The sequence below is a fragment of the Bradyrhizobium sp. NAS96.2 genome, assembly GCF_001908235.1.
In the GTDB taxonomy this organism is placed as follows: Bacteria; Pseudomonadota; Alphaproteobacteria; order Rhizobiales; family Xanthobacteraceae; genus Bradyrhizobium.
In genome coordinates this window covers 38,061-57,067 of the sequence record NZ_LGHK01000152.1, presented here as the reverse complement: position 1 = coordinate 57,067, position 19,007 = coordinate 38,061, and the positions used below count along the sequence as shown (strand labels likewise).

Below are 19,007 nucleotides of genomic sequence, written 5' to 3'. Positions count from 1 at the left end.
GCGGGCACTGCTGCGGTCTTGCGCGGTGCTGCGTCGGCCTCCTTCAGCAGCGCGAGCCGCACCTTGGCGGTCGCCTGGTTGGCTTTGCTGCCGGCGTCGGAGGCGACGCCCTCGATCACCACAGCGTAATCTTCCTTGGCGTGCGCAGCATCGCCCTTCGCTTCATAGGAGAGGCCGCGCTGGGTGTAAGCCGAGATCAGCACGCTGCCGGGCGGCGTCATGATGTTGACCGGCGCTTTCGCCTTCGCGAGCCGGATTGCTTCCGTCGTGTCCGCGATCGCGCGCGCGATGTCGCCCTTGGCGCGCCAGATCACGGCGCGGCGGATCAGCGGCTGCGGCAGTGACGGATCGATCCTGACCGCCTCGTTGATGTCGGCCAGTGCGCCGTCGAGATCGCCGAGCGCCTGCTTCGACGCGCCGCGGTTCTGATAGGAGAACGCCGATCTTGGATCGGCCTTGATCGCCGCGTCATAGTCGGCAATCGCCTTGGCGTAGTCACCCTTGCCGCGATAGGCGTTGCCGCGGTTGTGATAGATGATGCCGCTCGGCCCCATCCGCAGCGCGTCGTTGAAGTCGGCGATCGCGATGTCGTACTCGCCCTTGTCGTAATAGGCCGAGCCGCGCAGATTGTAGACGGCGGTGCTGGGCTTGAGACGCAGCGCCTCGGTCGCGTCTGCAATCACCTGCGGGTAGTAGCCCTTCTTGTTCCAGCCGACCGCGCGCCAGAAATAGATGGTCGCGAGCTTCTCGCCGGAAAACACCTTCAGCGCGATGATCTTGGTGCAGGCGTCGATCATCTGGTCGGCCGGCGTGGTGTCGGTCGTGCAGAGCGGGCCGAGCTGGGCGCGCGTCTGGGCGAAACCGGGCGCCGGCCACAGGATGGGAAGGAGCAGGCAGGGGATCAGGAGCAGGCGGCGCATCGGTCATCCGGACGTGGCGGCCGTCATCGTGATCGGCGACGGCGAGGTGGCTCTGGGGACGATCATGAATGTTTGGTGATTGGGCGGTAGAGGGGGTTCAACTGGTGGGAAAACGGTGATAAGACGTCGCCGCACACTATCTCTGCCCACTTTTGTCCCACTCGCTGCTGCCCACTCCAGGCGCTATGAAGAACGACGAAATCCTCAGCCAGATCACGGATTTCTGCCGGCGCTCCGACATGGCGGAGACGACGTTCGGCCGCCGTGCCGTCAATGACGGCAAGCTGGTGCACCGGCTGCGCGAGGGCAAGCGCATCACCATCGATACGCTCGATCGCATCAATGGCTTCATCGCGACGTCGACGCCGGGGGGCGTGGCGCCGCCGCGCGGCCTCGTGGTGCCGCCGGAAAAGCGCGATCCGAGGGGGAATTTCCGCTTCTTCGAGAACCGCCAGCGCTATCTGCTGTTCGTGCACACCTGCAGCGAGAAGCGGGTGATCGCCGACCGGGTCGCGCTGGAACTGGCCGCGATCCACCCCCGGCCGCCGGCGCTGCGGGTGTTCGACGCCGGAATGGGTGATGGCACCGTGCTGGCGCGCGTCCTGCGCGCCATGCATGGCCGCTTCCCACATATGCCGTTCTATGTCGCTGGCAAGGAACTGAGCCTGGAGGACGTTCGCCTCACCCTGGACAAGGTCCCCGATCGCCTGTTCGAGCACCCGGCCAGCGTCTTCGTCTTCACCAACATGTACTACGCCGAGGCGCCCTGGCTGACGCCCAAGAACTCCGCGGCGGCCGCCAGCATGATCTGGCACGAGGTGGCCCTGCGGGGAGCTTCCTCCGGTGATTTCGAGGCCCAGATCGCGGAACTCGGTCCATTCCTGGAGCAGAATTGGCGGGCCAACCTCAGCCCCGGCAATGCGATGCCGATCTATGAGCGGCCGGTGGCGCTGGTGCTGTACCGGGACGACCACCGCTTCCTGCTCGATTCCATCATTCCGCGGGCCGGCCGCACCGAAGCCAATTTCGATCTTGTGATCGCCTCCCAGCCCTACCGCGCCAAATCCTCGGTGAATTTCCGCGCCAAGCGGATCATCGCGCCGCTGGCCCGCGCGCTGCGCGGTGGCGGGCGGTTGATAGGAATCCACTCCCACGGCGGCGATCCCGGGCTTGAAATGATTCAAGCCGTCTGGCCCGGAGAAAATCCTTTCGCCGTCAGCCGTCATGAGATACTGCGCGCGGTGAAATACGAGTTGGGCTCGGCGGGTCGCGAGCTGAACTTCAATGCCTATGCCGATAACCGTTCGATCTTCCGATATGATATGGAAGCGCTGCCAAATGAGGTGACCGGCTCGATCGGAACCTCGACCGCCTTCGCCGCGTGGAATGCCGCGGTGTATGTCGCGCAGATCGAAGATGAGCGGTTGACCGAAACGACCGAAAACGGACGAGCTCTCGAGGCCACACGCGAAGTTCTCCGCAAACACAACGGGCTGTGGTTTTACGACGAATCCTACGTCATCTCGCGGCGACGAGACTGACATTCCGGGGACATATTCACCAACCAACGTCGGACTTCGACGAAACAAGGGGTTTGCTTGATGCGCGCGTCTTATCTCTTCACCAGCGAGTCGGTCTCGGAAGGCCATCCGGACAAGGTCTGCGATCGTATCTCGGATGAGATCGTCGATCTGTTCTACCGCGAGGGACCGAAAGCGGGCATCGACCCGTGGCAGATCCGCGCGGCGTGCGAAACGCTCGCGACCACCAACAAGGTGGTGATCGCCGGCGAAACGCGCGGCCCGAGCTCGGTCACCAACGAGCACATCGAGAGCGTCGTGCGCGGCGCAATCAAGGACATCGGCTACGAGCAGGACGGCTTCCACTGGAAGACCTGCGATATCGAGATCCTGCTGCATCCGCAGTCGGCCGATATCGCGCAGGGCGTCGACGCGCTGCAGCCGGGCGAGGTCAAGGAAGAGGGTGCCGGCGACCAGGGCATCATGTTCGGTTACGCCACCAATGAGACGCCCGACCTGATGCCGGCGCCAATCTTCTACGCCCACAAGATCCTGCGCCTGATCTCCGAAGCGCGCCACTCCGGCAAGGAGAAGGTGCTGGGTCCGGACTCCAAGAGCCAGGTCACCGTGCAGTACGAGAACGGCAAGCCGGTCGGCGTCCGCGAGATCGTGGTCTCGCACCAGCATCTGGTCGAGGATCTCTCCTCCAACCAGATCCGCGACATCGTCGAGCCGTATGTGCGCGAGGCGCTGCCGAAGGAGTGGATCAACGGCAAGACGATCTGGCACATCAATCCGACCGGCAAGTTCTTCATCGGCGGTCCCGACGGCGACTCCGGCCTGACCGGCCGCAAGATCATCGTCGACACCTATGGCGGCGCGGCTCCGCATGGCGGCGGCGCGTTCTCCGGCAAGGATCCGACCAAGGTCGATCGCTCGGCCGCTTATGCCGCGCGCTATGTCGCCAAGAACATTGTCGCGGCCGGTCTTGCCGACCGCTGCACGTTGCAGCTCGCCTACGCGATCGGCGTGGCGCGTCCGCTGTCGATCTACATCGACACCCACGGCACCGGTAAGGTGTCGGAGGACGAGCTCGAGAAGGCGGCCGCCAAGGCGATGGATCTGACGCCGCGCGGCATCCGCACCCATCTCGACCTCAACCGCCCGATCTACGCGCGCACCTCGGCCTACGGCCATTTCGGCCGTACGCCGGACAATGAGGGCGGCTTCTCCTGGGAGAAGACCGATCTCGTCGAGCAGCTCAAGCGCGCGCTCTAACTTTCTTACCTCGCCCCGCTTGCGGGGAGAGGTCGCCGCGAAGCGGCGGGTGAGGGGGACTCTCCGCGAGCTCAGCGCGCGGGTAGAGCCCCTCACCCCAGCCCTCTCCCCGGGGAGAGGGAGAAGATCGTGCAACATCGCGTTCCGCTCGCTTTGCAACTGACACGCTGGATTCACCCACTAGGAAACCGACATGAACGCCCCCACGAAGCCCGGCTTCACCGACTACGTCGTCAAGGACATTGCGCTCGCCGATTTCGGCCGCAAGGAAATCTCGCTGGCCGAGACCGAAATGCCCGGCCTGATGGCCACCCGCGAGGAGTTCGGCCCCAAGCAGCCGCTGAAGGGCGCGCGCATCGCGGGCTCGCTGCACATGACGATCCAGACCGCCGTGCTGATCGAGACGCTGGCCGCGCTCGGCGCCGACATCCGCTGGGTCTCCTGCAACATCTATTCGACCCAGGATCACGCCGCCGCGGCAATCGCCGCCGCCGGCATTCCGGTGTTCGCCGTCAAGGGCGAGACGCTGACCGAGTACTGGGACTACACCGCCAAGCTGTTCGACTGGCATGGCGGCGGCACCCCGAACATGATCCTCGATGACGGCGGCGACGCCACCATGCTGGTGCATGCCGGCTATCGCGCCGAGCAGGGCGACACCGCCTTCCTCGACAAGCCGACCTCCGAGGAAGAGGAGATCTTCTACGCGCTGGTCAAGCGCCTGCTGAAGGAGAAGCCGAAGGGCTACTTCGCCGAAATCGCCAAGAACATCAAGGGCGTCTCGGAAGAGACCACCACGGGCGTGCATCGTCTCTACGAGATGGCCAACAAGGGCACGCTGCTGTTCCCGGCGATCAACGTCAACGACAGCGTCACCAAGTCGAAGTTCGACAATCTCTATGGCTGCCGCGAGTCGCTGGTCGACGGCATCCGCCGCGGCACCGACGTGATGCTGTCGGGCAAGGTCGCGATGGTCGCCGGCTTCGGCGACGTCGGCAAGGGCTCGGCGGCCTCGCTGCGCCAGGCCGGCTGCCGCGTCATGGTCTCCGAAGTCGATCCGATCTGCGCGCTGCAGGCGGCGATGGAAGGCTATGAGGTCGTGACCATGGAAGACGCCGCGCCGCGCGCCGACATCTTCGTCACCGCCACCGGCAACAAGGACATCATCACCATCGACCACATGCGCGCGATGAAGGATCGCGCCATCGTCTGCAACATCGGTCACTTCGACAACGAGATCCAGATCGCGTCCTTGCGCAATCTGAAGTGGACCAACATCAAGCCGCAGGTCGACGAGATCGAATTCCCCGACAAGCACCGCATCATCATGCTGTCGGAGGGGCGCCTCGTGAACCTCGGCAATGCGATGGGCCACCCGTCCTTCGTGATGTCGGCCTCGTTCACCAACCAGACGCTGGCGCAGATCGAACTCTGGGCCAACAACAAGGACGGCAAGTACGCCAAGAAGGTCTACGTGCTGCCGAAGACGCTCGACGAGAAGGTCGCCCGCCTGCACCTCGCCAAGATCGGCGTCAAGCTGACCGAGCTGCGCAAGGACCAGGCCGATTATATCGGCGTCAAGCAGGAAGGTCCGTACAAGTCGGATCACTACCGCTACTGAGCTGCGCTGACTGCGATCGATGAAGTGAAGAGCCCCGGCATCGTCCGGGGCTTTTTGCTGACTCCGTTGCGCGCTCGTGGACTACTGCCGTGATGACGCCGATCCACCGATGTCGTCCCTGCGAAAGCAGGGACCCATACGCCGCGGCGGCTGTTGTTGAAGGGACTCGTCGGTCCAGCATCGCCAACAACGAGCATTTGTGGTTATGGGTTCCCCGCTTTCGCAGGGACGACAGTGAGTTTGTTGCACGGTCCGGGAGACATACGTCCGCATTCGCGCGACATGGTCTGCCCGAGCTTTGCTTGTCGTTCCGCCCTCTCATGAACAGAGGGCGCCGTAATCCGCCTCACCCCGGCTTCCGCGCCGTGCCGTGTCCGAGCTGCCGCGAGATATCGCCGGCGCAATCGCGCAGCGCGGCCGCGATGGCGCTGTCCCAGCCGGCGTCGAAGGTGCCTTCCGGGCCCATCGCTGTTATGACCAGGGCGACGTGGCCGGCGTGATCGAACACCGGGGCGGCGAAGGCATTGACGCCGGGGAGGGGATCGCCGATCGCGCGCGCGAGACCGCGGCTCTGAACCTCCGCAAGCATCTCCGTGGTCTTGGCGCTGATGGTCTCGCGCTTCGGATTGTAGCCGACGCCAAGGCGGTCGAGGCCGCTCTCGAGCGCGGTCTTGACGGCGTTCGGCGGCATGAAGGCGGCGAAGGCGCGGCCGGTCGCGGTCTCGAGCAACGCCACCACCGATCCGACGCGCATCGCGATATGCACGGGATGGCTCGGCTCCTCGAGCCGCACCACGGTCGCACCGTGGGTGCCCCACACCGACAGCGACACCGCGTGATTGATGCTGTCGGCGAGCGCGGCGATCTTGGGCGTCGCGATCCGCACCGCGGACTGCCGGCGCAGGCTGATCAGGCCGAGCTCGAGCGCCAGCGCGCCGATCTCGTAGCGGCCGGTGGTCTCGTCCTGCTCGATCAGGCCGATGCGCGAAAAACTGACGAGATAAGGATGCGCCTTGGCCGGCGGCATGCCGGCTTCGCGCGCGAGATCGCGCAGCATCATCGGCTCGCCGCTGCGGGCGAGCGCGCGAAGCAATTCTCCGCCGACCTCGATCGATTGTATGCCGCGGCTTTCTCTCGTCATCGCGTCCTGCCAGCTCTCCGACAACGTCCTTATACGGCGAGAAACCCTCCGTCGACCGGCATGGTCACGCCGTTCACATAAGACGCCAGCTCCGAGGCGAGGAACACCACCGGTCCGACCAGCTCCTCGGGCTGGCCGACGCGGCCGAGCGGCGTGCGGCCGAGAAATCCGGCAAGCCGGGCAGGGTTGCTTCGGTCATCGCTGTCTCGATCACGCCGGGCGCGATCGCATTGACCCTGATGCCGTCGGCGGCGAGCTCGCGGGCGAGCGCCTGGGTCAACAGCTTCACGCCGCCCTTGGAGGGCGCGTAGCCCAGCGTGTCGGCGACGCCGAGGAAGGAGGCGATCGAGCCGAGATTGATGATCGCGCCGCGCGTCTCGCGCAGCGCCGGCAGGAAGGCGTGGGTGACGTTGAAGGTGCCGGTCAAATTGACGTCGAGTACCCGCCGCCAATTGTCCTGCGCCCGCGGGGAAGAGATGCCCTCGCGGATGATGATGCCTGCATTGTTGACCAGGATCGCGATCGGCCCGACCTCGCGCGTCATCCTTTGCGCCAGCGCGTAGCAGGCCTCGGCGTCGGTCACGTCGAGTTCGAAGGACCATGCCGCGCGACCGCGCTGGCGGATGTCGGCCGCGGTTTGCTCGGCGCCGGCAAGATCGATGTCGGTCACGACAACATCAGCGCCATGCGCCGCAAGGCCGAGCGCGATGGCGCGTCCATTGCCGTGCGCTGCCCCGGTGACCAGAGCGCGCTTGCCGGTAAGTAGGTTCGGCAATGCGCTCATGCTGCGCTTCTCTCTGCCGCTGCGCCGGCGATGTGCTTGCCCGCGATATAGCCGAAGGTCAGCGCGGGGCCGAGCGTGATGCCGGCGCCGGGATAATTGCCGCCCATGATGCTCGCCATGTCGTTGCCGGCGGCATAGAGGCCGGCAATCGGCTGGCCGTCGGCGTCGAGCGCGCGGGCATTGGCGTCGGTCCGGATGCCGGCATAGGTGCCGAGATCGCCGATCACCATCTTGATGGCGTAGAACGGCCCGTGCTGGATCGGCGCGATGCAGGGATTGGGCCCGTGCAGCGCGTCGCCCTGATAGCGGTTATAGGCGCGCGAGCCCTTGCCGAAGGCGGGATCACGCCCCTCGGCCGCGGTCGTGTTGAATTCGGCGACGGTCGCCTCGAATGCTCCTGCGTCGATGCCCGTCTGCGCAGCGAGCTCTGCGAGCGTCGCGCCGCGCTTCAGATAGCCAGTCTTCAGATGATGACCGAGCGGCATCGGGCGCGGCGGTACGCAGCCGAGGCCGTATTTGCGCAGCGTCTCGTGATCGCAGACCAGATATGCCGCGATCTCCTCGCCGGACTTCGCTGCCCTGATCATCGCCTGCACGAAGTCGTGGTAGGAATTGCCTTCATTGGCGAAGCGCTTGCCGTCGGCCATCACAGCGATCACGCCGGGCTTGGCGCGATCGATGAAATGCGGCATCACGCCCTTCGAGCCGTCCTTGCGCGTGGTGACCGAGACCGGCACCCAGGCTGCGGCATTCGGCAGCGAGTCCTCGACGCGGCCGCCGGCGGATTCCGCAAGCCGCAAGCCGTCGCCGGTGTTCCCGGTCGGACCCGGCGAATAGTGTTCCTTGCCGGTCGGCGCATGCGGAAACATCTTCTGCCGCCGCGCGACGTCATGTGGGAAGCCGCCGCAGGCGAGCACGACGCCGCGTTTCGCGTTGACCCGGACGGTGCGGCCCTCGCGCACGACGATTGCGCCGCGCACGGCGCCGTTCTCGACGATCAATTCGCGCACCGGCGAGTTGAGCCAGAGCGGGATTTTGAGGTCGAAGGCGGATTTCGCCAGCCGGCCGGCCAGCGCGTTGCCGTTGGTCAGCGTCATGCCGCGGCCGTTGCGCATCACGTCTATAGCGTGCTTCGATAGCCGCTTGGCGACATAGGCCGCCGAGGTCAGCGACCGCGTCGCGCGCATGAAGTGCACGATCTCCTTGCCGGAGCCGAGCATCATGCCGAACACGGTGAGCTCGGGCAGGGGACTGCCGAGATTCTTCAGGGCGTCGCCGAGCTCGTGGGCGTCGAACGGCCGCGTCACCATCGAGCGGCCGCCCTGCGCGCCGCCGGGCGCTTCGGCATGATAGTCCGGGAAGGTCAGCGGCATGTCGAAACGAACCGCGGTCTTCGTCGTGAAGAAGTCGACCGCCTTCGGCCCTTCGGTCAGGAAGGCATCGACCCGCGCGGCGTCAAAACTGTTGCCGGCCTCGTGACGCAGATAGGTTTTGGCCTGGTCGGGGTTTTCTTCGATGCCCCAGGCCCTGGCCAGCGAGGTGCCGGGGATCCACAGCCAGCCGCCGGAGCGCGCCGTGGTGCCGCCGAACCGCGGCTCCTTCTCGACGACGAGAACCTTCAGGCCGTGATGGCCCGCGGTGACCGCCGCCGACAGCCCGGCGCAGCCGGAGCCGACGACGAGCGCATCGCAGTCATACGTTTCTTCATTGGCCACGCGATCGATCCTATTTCTTGAGCAGCGGGCACTTGGATTCGGAGACCGGACGGAACGCGTCCTCGCCCTTCACCGTCTTGATGATGTCGAGATAGTCCCACGGCTCCTTCGATTCCGAGGACTTCTTCACCTTCGCCAGATACATGTCGCGGATGACGCGGCCGTCCTCGCGCAGCTTGCCGCCGTGCACGAAGGTGTCCTCGATCGGCAGCTCGCGCATCTTGGCCATCACCTTCTGCGGATCGTCGGTACCAGCCGCCTTGATCGCCTTCAGATAATGCAGCACCGAACCGTAGACGCCGGTCTGGATCATGGTCGGCATCACGTTGGTGCGGGCGAAGAACTTCTTCGACCAGGCGCGGGTTTTCTCGTCCATGTTCCAGTACGACGCCGTCGTCATGTAGGTGCCCTGCGCGGCGTTGAGCCCGATCGCATGCACGTCGGTGTCGAACATCAGGAGGCCGACCAGCTTCTGGCCGCCCTGCACGAGGCCGAACTCGCCGGACTGCTTGATCGAATTGTCGGTGTCCTGGCCGGCATTGGCGAACGCCACCACATCCGCCTTCGAGCCCTGCGCCTGCAACGCAAACGAGGAGAAGTCGGCGGTGTTGGTCGGGTGCCGGACGCCGCCGAGCACCTTGCCGCCCATCTCGTTGATGAAGCGGGTGGCGTCCTTCTCGAGCTGCTGGCCGAAGGCATAGTCCGCGGTGATGAAGTACCAGGACTTGCCGCCTTCCGCGATCACCGCCGAGGCCGTCACCTTCGACAGCGCGTAGGTGTCGTAGGTGAAGTGCACGGTGTTGGGGCTGCACAGCTCGTCGGTCAGCGAGCTCGCGCCGGGACCGGACAGCAGCGCGATCTTGTTGCGCTCGCGCACCATGTTGTGCACGGCAATCGCAATGCCGGAATTGGGAATGTCGACGACGGCGTCGACCTTGCCGTTGTCGAACCAGCCGCGCACGATCTGCACGCCGACATCGGTCTTCATCTGGTGGTCGGCGGAGACGATCTCGATCGGCTTGCCGAGCACGGTGGGGCCGAATTCCTCGACCGCCATCTTGGCTGCTTCGACCGAGCCCGGGCCGGAATTGTCGCGGCCCCAGCTCGACAGGTCGGTCAGCACCCCGATGCGCACGACGTCGTCGGAAACCTGGGCATGCGCGGCCGTCGTCATGACAGCGAGAATGGCTGCCGCCAAAAATTGTCTCATCGTTCCTCCTCTGGGTGTCCGCGTTCTCTGGCGGGTCGACCTAGAATTAGGAATTATCAAATCTATTTGTCAATGGCGAATTTTGATGTGTGAATGTTGTCACACAGTGGCCGCCTCGAATGAGGCGGCGCTTCACATTTGGTGAGCATACGCTTACATGGCTGATCCGGGATGGCACTGCGGGGCTCCCAGCTCACGCCAGAGCTTGCGGCAGTACCAAGTCACTATGAACAGGGGAAGTTTCGCGGACGGCGATGCGCTTTGCCGCCCGCGCGGAGCCAGCCTTCATCGGGATCGGCTCTTGCGGGGGCGGTGCACGAACAGCGTCGGCGGACTGCGATCATAGACGGATCATGTTGAGACAGCTCTTCGCGCCGCAGCTCGTTATTCTCTACGTGCTGGCGGCGTCCACACTCTACGTCCACTTCCGCGGCAGACAGCGGCTGCGCTTCGCCCGCCAGCTCGGCGATCACTCGACCTATCTCGCACCCTACAATGTGCTGATGTATGCGGGCTCCGCGGTGCCGAATACGCCGGTGATTCCGGTCGAGCAGTTTCCCGAGCTGAAGAAGCTCTCCGACAATTGGGAGACGATCCGCGACGAGGCGACACGGCTGTTCGACGAGGGCTTCATCCGCGCCGCCGCCAAGAACAACGACTGGGGCTTCTATTCGTTCTTCAAGAGCGGCTGGAAGCGCTTCTATCTGAAATGGTACGACGACTTCCTGCCGTCGGCACGCACGCTGTGCCCGCAGACGGTGGAGCTGCTCAATTCGATCCCGAACGTGCACGGCGCGATGTTCGCTATGCTGCCGCCTGGCGGCAAGTTAGGGGCGCATCGCGATCCCTTCGCCGGCTCCTTGCGCTATCACCTCGGCCTGGTGACACCGAATTCGGACCAGTGCCGCATCCTCGTCGACGGCGTCGAATGCGTCTGGCGCGACGGCGAGGCCTTCATGTTCGACGAGACCTTCATCCACAGCGCCGAGAACAAGACCGACGTCAACCGCATCATCCTGTTCTGCGACGTCGAACGGCCGATGAAGTACGGCTTCATGACGAGGATGAACCGCTGGGTCAGCCACAACATCGTCAAGGCGTCGGCGACCCAGAATGTCGATGGCGAGCATGTCGGCGCGCTGAACAAGGTGTTCGGCAAGCTCTATGAGCTCCACCTCGGCAGCCGCAAGGTCAAGGAATGGAATCGGAACGTGTACTACACGCTCAAATATTCCGTGACCGCGCTGATCCTCGGCCTGATCGTGGTGTCGGCGCTGCGGTGATCGCGCACGGGCTCGCTGCCTTGAACGCAAAAGCCCCGGAGCGTGCTCCGGGGCTTTTTGTCTGGGGCGGGAGCTGTGAGGCGCTACAGCGTCAATCGCGTTCGAAGACCTTGGCACCGGGGTAGACCCGCCTGGCGTAGGCGACGACCCACTCCCGGTCCTGGGTTTCCAGGAACGGCGTTCGGATCTTGCACGACCCGACGATGAGGTGCCACAGGCCATCCAGCTTCTGAATGTTGACGATCATCTGAGTGTTCCTCGAGAACCCGCGTTCCAGTCGATACTTGCTGCCCGCGATAGTCGTGCGCTGCGCTCCCCGGAGCAGTGATCCTGATCACAGATTTCGCAACGCAAGTCGCGCCCACCGAGAATTCTGTCGCTGGTCGTGCCGGAAACAGCGACGTTGGCAGCCGTGCATCCGATGGAGTAGCCGCGAGTATAAGAATCACTCGCCATCGCTCTACTGTACGAGCGTAAGCGCAGGGCACCACAAGGAATCAGCGAGGCTATACCAAGGTATGCCGATGTTTGTCCGGCGATGTTGCAGCGGTGCATTACCTGAGTGACTTTTCCACGACGTCGATTTGACCGAGCCGCGATGCCGGGTACCGTTCAACTTTGCGCGGCCCGGCAGCTTTCGTGCTCAGATCCGTTACACGAGGGTGATACAGTTCCATCAGGCATTTCGCATTGAGGGGACCTTGGCATGTCGGAGACTGCAGGAGTTTTCGCCACCACCGCGCTGAGCGGCTACGAGCTGTTGGCCGATCCGCAGCTGAACAAGGGCACGGCGTTCTCCGGGGCGGAGCGCGAGGCGTTCGACCTGCACGGCCTGCTGCCGCCCAACATCCTGACGCTGGACGAGCAGGTCTCGCGCCGCCTCGAGGCGTTGCGCGGCTACGAGACCGACATCGAGCGCTATGCCTTCCTGCGCGAACTGCAGGACGCCAACGAGACGCTGTTCTACGCGCTTCTGGTCAGCAATCTGGAAGAGCTGCTGCCGATCGTCTACACGCCGACCGTCGGCGAGGGCTGCCAGAAATTCAGTCGGCTGTTTCGCAAGCCGCGCGGTCTGTTCCTGAGCATTCCGCACCAGCACCGGATCGACCGCATCTTCGCCCATCCGCGCTTCGATCACGTCGAGGCGATCGTGGTGACCGACGGCGAGCGCATCCTCGGCCTCGGCGACCAGGGCGCCGGCGGCATGGGCATCCCGATCGGCAAGCTCGCGCTCTACACCGGCTGCGGCGGCCTGCATCCGGCGACCACGCTGCCGATCATGCTCGACGTCGGCACCGACAATCCCGACTGCCTGGCCGATCCGCTCTATGTCGGCTGGCGCAACGAGCGCGTTCGCGGCCAGGCCTATGACGACTTCATCGAGGCGTTCGTCTCGGCGGTGGTGAAACGCTGGCCGCGCGTCCTGCTGCAATGGGAGGACTTCGCCAAGAACAATGCGACGCGGATGCTCGAGCGCTACCGCGACCGGCTCCTGACCTTCAACGACGATATCCAGGGCACCGCGGCGGTGGCGACCGGCGCCTTGCTTTCCGCGATCAACGTCACCGGCGTGCCGCTCACCGAGCAGCGCGTCGCTGTGCTCGGCGCCGGCTCCGCCGGCTGTGGCATCGCCAGCCTGATCCGCGCCGCGATGGTCGATGCCGGCCTGTCCGAGAGCGAGGCGGCGAAACGCTTCTACATGGTCGACCGCGACGGGCTGCTGCTCGAGGGCATGAGCGGGCTCGCGCCGTTCCAGCTTCCGTTCGTGCAGAGCAAGCAGGCGATCGCCGGTTGGCAGCTCAGCCATCCCGACAAGATCGCGCTGCTCGACGTCGTGCGCAACGCGAGGCCAACCGTGCTGATCGGCGTCTCCGGCCAGGCTGGCGCGTTCTCCGAGCCGATCGTGCGCGCGATGGCCGAGTGCAATGCGCGGCCGGTGATCTTCCCGCTGTCCAATCCGACCTCGCGCGAGGAAGCGACGCCGGTCGATATCGAGGCTTGGACCGAGGGGCGGGCGCTGATCGGCGTCGGCAGCCCGTTCCCGCCGATCACCCGCGACGGCGCGCGCTTCAAGGTCGACCAGACCAACAACTCCTACATCTTCCCGGGTGTCGGCGTCGGCGCGCTCGCGGTCGGCGCCAGCCGGGTCAGCGACGGCATGTTCATGGCTGCCGCCAAGGCGCTCGCTAGCGTCTCGCCGGCGCGCGACAACCCGAAACACAATCTGCTGCCGCCGGTCAGCGCGCTGCGCGAGGTGGCGCTGACGGTCGCGCTGGCGGTGGCGCTGCAGGCCCACAAGGAAGGGCTCGCCAAGGATATTCCGATCGACCAGGTCGAGGCGCGCATCCATGCCAAGGTCTGGACGCCGCGCTACGTTCCCTATCGGCGCAGCGATCGGCCCTAGGGCCGGACGGCTGCGTCCTGTCGGTCGCGCGCGCCTCGCTTTGACGTGATCCGGCCGACAATGATGGCGCCGAGGCCGAAGCAGACGCAGAGCGCGCAGACAGCTGTCCATCCGCCATGCGTCCAGGCAACGCCGGCCAGCGCGGAGCCTGCGGCTCCGCCGAGGAAGAACAACCCGGTATAGAGCCCGTTCAGGCGGCCGCGAATGTCCGGTCGCAAGCAATTGACGGCATGCCGTCCCAGTGTCTGATCGCCGATCACACCGAGATCGACGATGATCGCAGCCAGAACCAGCAGCAGCAACGCGGCGCCGCGGTGCATCGCTGGATCGAAGCCAAGTCGATCCGCGCCGAAGACGAAGGCGAGGCCGGATCCGGCAACCACGCAGACATGGGCAAGGCGCGTCGCGGTTTCGTCGAGATGCCGATCCGCGGCCCATCCGGCGACCGGCGCCACGATCGCTCCGCCGATACCGGCAAGGGCAAACGCGCCGATCCCGATCTGTCCCAGCCCAAAGGGAGGCGCCGCGAGCAGCAACGGCACGCCGGTCCAGAACGCGCCGAAGGCTCCCATGCACAACGCCTGGCACGCCGCGCGCCGCTTCAGCACCGGCTCGCTGCGCAGCACGATCCAGAGCGAGGTGATCAGTTCGAGAAAGCTCAAGCGGCTGGCTTGCGAACGCGCAGGCACGATGAATGCACAGGCAAAGCAGACCACCGCGAGCGCAGCGGCGTCGGCGAGGTAAGCTCCGCGCCAGCCGAAAAGGCTGGCCGAGAGGTTGGCGCTCGGTCGCGACAGCAGCACGCCGATCATCAGCCCGCTCATGACCCTGCCGATCACACGGCCGCGCGCCGCCGGCTCCGCAAGACCGGCTGCGAGCGGCACGACCATCTGCGTGGCGCTGGTCGTCAGTCCCACGACGAACGCGCTGAGCAGGAAGAGCGTCGCCGAGGGCGAGCAGGCCGCGGCCGCGAGCGCAATGGTGCCGGTCAGGAGCGTCGTCAACATGACGGAGCGCATCCGGAAGATATCGATCAACGGGACAAGCAGCACGAGCCCGGCGGTGTAGCCCAGCATCGGCATCATGGCGATCAGGCCGGCGGCGCTTTCCGTCAGCCCGAACGACGTGGCGATCGGAGCCGAGAGAGACTGCGCGGCGAACAGCGGCAGCACGATCACCGCGATCGCCGCGCTCAATGCGGCTGTGAGAGCACTCTGCATCGTCGTCAAGAGATCTCGAGGCGTTGGATGGTTACAGCGGCTTCATCAGATCCGCGGAGGTTGCGTCGCGCGGCGCGATATAGGTCGCGAGCAGGGTCGCCGGCTCGGTCGAGCTCGGATTGCGCGAGACGCGATGAATGGCGCCGGCCGGCTCCCACCAGGCTTCGCCGGCGCTGTAGGTTCGTTCGGGGCCGTCGCCGACCTGCGATGCCACCATGCCCGAGACGACATAGGCCATCACGCCGTTGGCATGGGCATGCACAGGCGATCCCGTTCCCGGAGGATACGTCACCTCCACGAGCGTGATGTCGCGCGCCGGATCGCCCGGCAGCCCCTGCTTGATCACGTCGCGCCGGGAGGACTGTTTCGCTCCCGCTGCAGAGTGTTGCGGCTGCGCATTGGCGTCCGATCCTCGAGCAGCGGCGAGGGCCGCGAGCAGCGCTGCGATCGAGGCGCGATTGAAGTCGCGTCGAAGGATGGTGGATGTCATGTCGAGGGCTCCTGATGTTGTCCAGGCGCACCATCTAGCGGCAGGATGGCCTATCCAAAAGGGCCAAGAGACTGCATATTGACTAGGCCATGACGAAGCGACGGAAGAGACGGGTGACCGGGTTGGTTCGCAGCGGCGGCATGCCGCTTTCGCGCCAGCTCTATGAGCGTTTCCGGCGCGCGATCGCGTCCGGGCAGCTACGGCCGGGCGACCGGCTGCCTTCGATCCGCGGTCTTGCCGCGGAGCTCGCCATGGCGCGCGGCACGGTCGACGCCGCCTATGCAATGTTGGCCGGGGAGGGCTATGTCGTCACGCGCGGTCAGGCGGGGACGATCGTGTCGCCGGAGCTGCGCGACGCCGCAGCGTTCGATGACGTCGCGACGTTTCCGGCCCGCTCCAGCAGCCGGCCGAGCGGGCGCGCCGAACCTCTGCTGCTGCAGATGGGGCTGCCTGCGATCGATCTCTTCCCGCGCAAGCTCTGGACCCATGTGATCGCGCGCGAGGCGCGGCGGAGCTCCGCTTCAGACATGATGTATCCGGATCCGGCCGGCTTCGAACCGTTGCGGCAGGCGATCGCGGCTTATCTCGCATCCTCCCGCGGGATCGCGTGCGACTGGCGCCAGGTGCTGGTGACCAACGGGTTTCAGGGCGGCCTCGATCTGGCGCTGCGCATCCTGCTGCGGCGCGGCGACCGCGCGTGGATCGAAGACCCCTGCTTTCCGCCCGTGCGGGCCGCGCTTGAACTGGCCCGCGCCGGACTGGTCGCCGTGCCCGTCGACTCCGAGGGGATGCGGGTCGGCGACGGCATCAGGCAGGCGCGGCGGGCACGGCTCGCGGTCGTCACGCCGTCGCATCAAAGCCCGCTCGGCGTATCGCTTTCGCTGCCGCGCCGCATGGAGCTGCTTCGGTGGGCGAACGAGGCGGACGCCTACGTCATCGAGGACGACTATGACAGCGAGTTCCGGTTCGTCGGCCGGCCGCTGCCGGCGTTGAAGAGCCTCGATCGCGGCCAGCGGGTGATCTATTCGGGGACGTTCAGCAAGACGCTCTTTCCTGGCTTGCGGCTCGGCTACCTGGTTGTGCCGGATCGTCTGCTCGACAGCTTCATCGCGGTCAGCGCTGGCCATAGCAACGGCCTCAATCCCTTCGCGCAGCGGGTCGTTGCGGGCTTCATGGCGGAAGGGCACTTCGCGCGCCATCTGAAGCGGATGCGGAAGCGTACGCGGCGCGCCGTGCCGCCCTGGCTGCCGCGCTGACCGCCGAATTCGGCGAGCGCATCAGGATCGAGTTGCAGCCGGGCGGCATGCACCTGCTGCTTCGGTTCATGGGCCGCGTGCAGGATGCAAGGCTCGCGCAGCTTGCCCGGATCGACGGATTTGGTGCCGAGCCGCTGTCGAGCCGCAGCGTTCGGCACGATTGCGGGCAGGGCCTGCTGGTTGGCTTTACCAATGCGGCCGAGGCCGATGCGCCTGCGATCGCGCGGCGGCTCAGGCGCGCAATCGAGCCCGTGACCGAGCGGCGAGCGCGGACCGACTAAAGTTCTAGGCGCTGCGTTCCATCCTGTTGGAACCTTCGGTACGGCCGTGTCGTTTGTACTCAAACGACCCGAATACTCGACATCCACCCGGGGGGCTCGTCCGAGGGAGACGCTCCCATGGTAACACTCGGCTCGACACTCGACGCCAACCAGCTCACACCAGCCGAACATCAGGTCCAACTGCGCCGCGCGGTGATCGCCTCCACGGTCGGGACCGCGATCGAATGGTATGACTTCTTCCTCTACAGCACCGTCACCGGTCTGGTGTTCGCAAAGCTGTTCTTTCCGCATTCCGATCCCTGGGTCGGCACGCTGGAAGCCTTCGCGATCTATGCGGTCGGCTTCATTGCGCGGCCCATCGGTGCTGCGATCTTTGGCCACTATGGCGACCGCATCGGCCGCAAGTCGACGCTGATCGCGACGCTGCTGTTGATGGGACTGGCCACCGCGGCGGTGGCATTGGTGCCGACCTATTCCAGCATCGGCATCTGGGGCGCGGTGATCCTCACCGTGCTGCGCTTCATCCAGGGCGTCGGTGTCGGCGGCGAGTGGGGCGGCTCGGTGCTGATGTCGATGGAATGGGCGCGCAACGATCGCTCGCGCGGACTGATCGCCTCCTGGCCGCAATTCGGCGTGCCCTGCGGGCTGTTCCTCGCCAATCTTGCCGTGCTGGCCTTCAGCCAGATGTCGGGCGACCAGTTCCTGGCATGGGGCTGGCGCATTCCGTTTGCGCTCAGCATCATCCTGGTCGGCGTAGGCCTCTACATCCGGCTCGGCATCCTGGAAACGCCCGTCTTCACTAGGCTGCTGGCCGAACGTCAGCTCGACCGCACGCCGATGCTGACCGTGATCAGGGACCATCCGAAGGAGATCCTGCTGTCCGCCTTCGCTCGTATGTCCGAGCAGGCGCCATTCTACATCTTCACCGCCTTCGTGTTCTCCTACGGCGTCGGAACGCTGCATGTTTCGCGCGACTTCCTGTTGACCGCGGTGCTCGCGGCCTCGGTACTGTCGTTCGTCTCGATCCCGCTGTGCGGGCATATTTCCGATCAGATCGGCCGCAAGAACATGTACATGATCGGCGCTGCCGTGACCGGCGTGTTCGGCTTCATCTATTTCGCGATGCTCAACACCGGATCGGAACCGATCATCTTCCTCGCGATCTTCCTGTCGCTGATTCCGCACGACATGCAGTATGGCCCGCAGGCCGCCCTGATCGCCGAGAGCTTTACCGGCCGCCTGCGCTACAGCGGCGCCTCGCTCGGCTATCAGCTCGCTTCGGTGATCGCCGGTGGTCCGGCACCGCTGATCGCGACCTGGCTGTTCGGCACGTTCCACTCGGCGACCGCGATCGCGGCCTATATCGCGGCTTGCGCCGTCATCACGCTGGTCGCAACCGCGCTGATGACCGACTACACCGGCAAGGACATCAACGCCGCGGCCGCGCATCAGCGGTGAGTATGAGAAGCATGGGAGAAGCAGATGGTGAAATGGCGAAAGGAATCGGCGCTTGATCTCTATAACCTTGCCGCGGCGATCTTCCTGCTCGCTGCGCCGTGGTTGTTCGCGCATGCCAACCCGACGGCGGCGATCGATCTCAGGATCAGTGGTGCCGCCATCGCGATCATGTCGCTGGCGGCGATCGCAGCGTTCGCGATCTGGGAGGAGTGGATCAATCTATTCGTCGGATGCTGGCTGATCGTCTCGCCCTGGCTGCTCGGCTTCACCCACACCCGCGCGATGCACTTTGCCATCGCCGCGGGTGCGGTGGTCGCGTTCATGGCGCTGCTCGAGCTGTGGCTCGAATACGAGAAGACGCATCTCGGCGCGCCACAGGCCGCCGAAAGACATTAGGAGCCGCCGCCGGCGCGATCGCGGATTGAC

General features: G+C 65.4%; 16 protein-coding genes and 1 pseudogene. 9 read left to right on the top strand and 8 right to left on the bottom strand.

Annotation, left to right across the window (positions count from 1 at the left end; genetic code table 11):
* On the bottom strand, positions 1–920 hold a 920-nt coding region (locus tag AC628_RS29020; RefSeq protein ID WP_143201862.1), incomplete at its 3' end, for a tetratricopeptide repeat protein.
* Between the two features lie 185 nt (positions 921–1,105).
* Between AC628_RS29020 and AC628_RS29015 the strand changes: the two genes are divergently transcribed.
* From AC628_RS29015 to ahcY, 3 genes are all read left to right on the top strand, one after another.
* Positions 1,106–2,461: a hypothetical protein gene (locus tag AC628_RS29015; RefSeq protein WP_074130184.1), complete on the top strand. Its 1,356-nt coding sequence runs from the start codon at positions 1,106–1,108 to the stop codon at positions 2,459–2,461.
* A gap of 60 nt (positions 2,462–2,521) precedes the next feature.
* The gene (gene metK / locus AC628_RS29010) at positions 2,522–3,718 is read left to right on the top strand and encodes a methionine adenosyltransferase (RefSeq protein WP_074130183.1); all 1,197 of its coding nucleotides are present in this window, start codon (positions 2,522–2,524) and stop codon (positions 3,716–3,718) included.
* Positions 3,719–3,911: 193 nt separating this feature from the next.
* A complete protein-coding gene (gene ahcY, locus AC628_RS29005) occupies positions 3,912–5,339 on the top strand; it encodes an adenosylhomocysteinase (protein WP_074130182.1) in 1,428 nt (475 codons plus the stop codon).
* 346 nt (positions 5,340–5,685) lie between these two features.
* Here the strand turns inward: ahcY and AC628_RS29000 are convergent, their stop codons facing one another.
* From AC628_RS29000 to AC628_RS28985, 4 genes and pseudogenes are all read right to left on the bottom strand, one after another.
* Complete coding sequence (locus AC628_RS29000) at positions 5,686–6,480, bottom strand: IclR family transcriptional regulator (RefSeq protein WP_074130188.1); 795 nt, start codon at positions 6,478–6,480, stop codon at positions 5,686–5,688.
* A gap of 29 nt (positions 6,481–6,509) precedes the next feature.
* A pseudogene (locus tag AC628_RS28995) lies at positions 6,510–7,189 on the bottom strand (SDR family NAD(P)-dependent oxidoreductase).
* 71 nt (positions 7,190–7,260) lie between these two features.
* Positions 7,261–8,979: an FAD-dependent oxidoreductase gene (locus AC628_RS28990; RefSeq protein ID WP_210190274.1), complete on the bottom strand. Its 1,719-nt coding sequence runs from the start codon at positions 8,977–8,979 to the stop codon at positions 7,261–7,263.
* A gap of 10 nt (positions 8,980–8,989) precedes the next feature.
* Entirely contained in the window at positions 8,990–10,189 is a 1,200-nt protein-coding gene (locus tag AC628_RS28985) for an ABC transporter substrate-binding protein (RefSeq protein ID WP_074130180.1), read from the bottom strand.
* A gap of 353 nt (positions 10,190–10,542) precedes the next feature.
* On the opposite strand from AC628_RS28985, the gene AC628_RS28980 reads away from it, so the two are divergent.
* A complete protein-coding gene (locus AC628_RS28980) occupies positions 10,543–11,472 on the top strand; it encodes an aspartyl/asparaginyl beta-hydroxylase domain-containing protein (RefSeq protein WP_050423163.1) in 930 nt (309 codons plus the stop codon).
* A gap of 91 nt (positions 11,473–11,563) precedes the next feature.
* Here AC628_RS28980 and AC628_RS44300 read toward each other — a convergent pair whose 3' ends face one another.
* Complete coding sequence (locus AC628_RS44300; protein ID WP_167350189.1) at positions 11,564–11,719, bottom strand: hypothetical protein; 156 nt, start codon at positions 11,717–11,719, stop codon at positions 11,564–11,566.
* A gap of 459 nt (positions 11,720–12,178) precedes the next feature.
* Here AC628_RS44300 and AC628_RS28975 point away from each other — a divergent pair, with 459 nt between their 5' ends.
* Positions 12,179–13,876 (top strand): NAD-dependent malic enzyme, encoded by a 1,698-nt coding sequence (locus tag AC628_RS28975; protein ID WP_074130179.1) that lies wholly within the window; start codon positions 12,179–12,181, stop codon positions 13,874–13,876.
* Here the strand turns inward: AC628_RS28975 and AC628_RS28970 are convergent.
* Both AC628_RS28970 and AC628_RS28965 read right to left on the bottom strand, forming a co-directional pair.
* Complete coding sequence (locus AC628_RS28970; RefSeq protein WP_074130178.1) at positions 13,873–15,096, bottom strand: MFS transporter; 1,224 nt, start codon at positions 15,094–15,096, stop codon at positions 13,873–13,875. The two genes, AC628_RS28975 and AC628_RS28970, sit on opposite strands and share 4 nt — an antisense overlap.
* A 31-nt stretch (positions 15,097–15,127) precedes the next feature.
* Positions 15,128–15,586 carry a cupin domain-containing protein gene (locus AC628_RS28965; protein ID WP_074130177.1) on the bottom strand — a complete coding sequence of 153 codons (459 nt, stop codon included), beginning with the start codon at positions 15,584–15,586 and terminating at the stop codon, positions 15,128–15,130.
* A gap of 89 nt (positions 15,587–15,675) precedes the next feature.
* Here AC628_RS28965 and pdxR point away from each other — a divergent pair, with 89 nt between their 5' ends.
* The 4 genes from pdxR (at position 15,676) to AC628_RS28950 (ending at position 18,977) form a co-directional block, all read left to right on the top strand.
* Entirely contained in the window at positions 15,676–16,842 is a 1,167-nt protein-coding gene (gene pdxR / locus AC628_RS28960) for a MocR-like pyridoxine biosynthesis transcription factor PdxR (RefSeq protein WP_349510137.1), read from the top strand.
* A 47-nt stretch (positions 16,843–16,889) separates the two neighbouring features.
* Entirely contained in the window at positions 16,890–17,123 is a 234-nt protein-coding gene (locus tag AC628_RS44880; protein WP_210190272.1) for a hypothetical protein, read from the top strand.
* A 117-nt stretch (positions 17,124–17,240) separates the two neighbouring features.
* A complete protein-coding gene (locus AC628_RS28955; protein ID WP_074130176.1) occupies positions 17,241–18,581 on the top strand; it encodes an MFS transporter in 1,341 nt (446 codons plus the stop codon).
* A gap of 24 nt (positions 18,582–18,605) precedes the next feature.
* Positions 18,606–18,977 carry an SPW repeat protein gene (locus tag AC628_RS28950; RefSeq protein WP_074130175.1) on the top strand — a complete coding sequence of 124 codons (372 nt, stop codon included), beginning with the start codon at positions 18,606–18,608 and terminating at the stop codon, positions 18,975–18,977.
* The last annotated feature ends 30 nt before the right edge of the window (positions 18,978–19,007 follow it).

Excerpts from the sequence above, each read along its gene's own strand:
- AC628_RS29015 (WP_074130184.1), top strand. The coding sequence starts at position 1,106 with ATGAAGAACGACGAAATCCTCAGCCAGATCACGGATTTCTGCCGGCGC.
- metK (WP_074130183.1), top strand. The coding sequence starts at position 2,522 with ATGCGCGCGTCTTATCTCTTCACCAGCGAGTCGGTCTCGGAAGGCCAT.
- ahcY (WP_074130182.1), top strand. The coding sequence starts at position 3,912 with ATGAACGCCCCCACGAAGCCCGGCTTCACCGACTACGTCGTCAAGGAC.
- AC628_RS29000 (WP_074130188.1), bottom strand. The coding sequence starts at position 6,480 with ATGACGAGAGAAAGCCGCGGCATACAATCGATCGAGGTCGGCGGAGAA.
- AC628_RS28985 (WP_074130180.1), bottom strand. The coding sequence starts at position 10,189 with ATGAGACAATTTTTGGCGGCAGCCATTCTCGCTGTCATGACGACGGCC.
- AC628_RS28980 (WP_050423163.1), top strand. The coding sequence starts at position 10,543 with ATGTTGAGACAGCTCTTCGCGCCGCAGCTCGTTATTCTCTACGTGCTG.
- AC628_RS44300 (WP_167350189.1), bottom strand. The coding sequence starts at position 11,719 with ATGATCGTCAACATTCAGAAGCTGGATGGCCTGTGGCACCTCATCGTC.
- AC628_RS28975 (WP_074130179.1), top strand. The coding sequence starts at position 12,179 with ATGTCGGAGACTGCAGGAGTTTTCGCCACCACCGCGCTGAGCGGCTAC.
- AC628_RS28970 (WP_074130178.1), bottom strand. The coding sequence starts at position 15,096 with ATGCAGAGTGCTCTCACAGCCGCATTGAGCGCGGCGATCGCGGTGATC.
- AC628_RS28965 (WP_074130177.1), bottom strand. The coding sequence starts at position 15,586 with ATGACATCCACCATCCTTCGACGCGACTTCAATCGCGCCTCGATCGCA.
- pdxR (WP_349510137.1), top strand. The coding sequence starts at position 15,676 with ATGACGAAGCGACGGAAGAGACGGGTGACCGGGTTGGTTCGCAGCGGC.
- AC628_RS44880 (WP_210190272.1), top strand. The coding sequence starts at position 16,890 with ATGCACCTGCTGCTTCGGTTCATGGGCCGCGTGCAGGATGCAAGGCTC.
- AC628_RS28955 (WP_074130176.1), top strand. The coding sequence starts at position 17,241 with ATGGTAACACTCGGCTCGACACTCGACGCCAACCAGCTCACACCAGCC.
- AC628_RS28950 (WP_074130175.1), top strand. The coding sequence starts at position 18,606 with ATGGTGAAATGGCGAAAGGAATCGGCGCTTGATCTCTATAACCTTGCC.